Genomic DNA, 243 nt, shown 5'->3' with positions numbered 1-243 from the left:
GGGATGCCGCCCCGTCCGGTTACCGGGACCTTGATGGTGGCTCCGGGAGCGACTGGTCCGCTGGTGCCTCCGGTGCCGTTGCGCGTATCAAGCTGCCGGAACGGTGTCTGGGAGGAAAACGCGCCAGGGTCTACGGCGGTTCCAGCGATGTAGTAGCCGGAGGTGTCGGCGGTGAGGTGGACGGTGCCGTTGGAGTTGTTGGTCAGGGCGATGGTTCCGTCACTGCCGACGGGGGTGATGACG

General features: G+C 66.7%; 1 protein-coding gene. It reads right to left on the bottom strand.

Annotation, left to right across the window (positions count from 1 at the left end; all coding sequences use genetic code 11):
• Positions 1-243 (bottom strand): hypothetical protein (locus ACETK3_RS21430; protein WP_373993611.1); only part of this gene is annotated, 243 nt, incomplete at both ends.

This window comes from Arthrobacter sp. E44 (assembly GCF_041877125.1).
Taxonomy (GTDB): domain Bacteria; phylum Actinomycetota; class Actinomycetes; order Actinomycetales; family Micrococcaceae; genus Arthrobacter.
The sequence above is the reverse complement of the archived record's forward strand: the minus strand, read 5'-3'. Positions and strand labels throughout refer to the sequence as shown.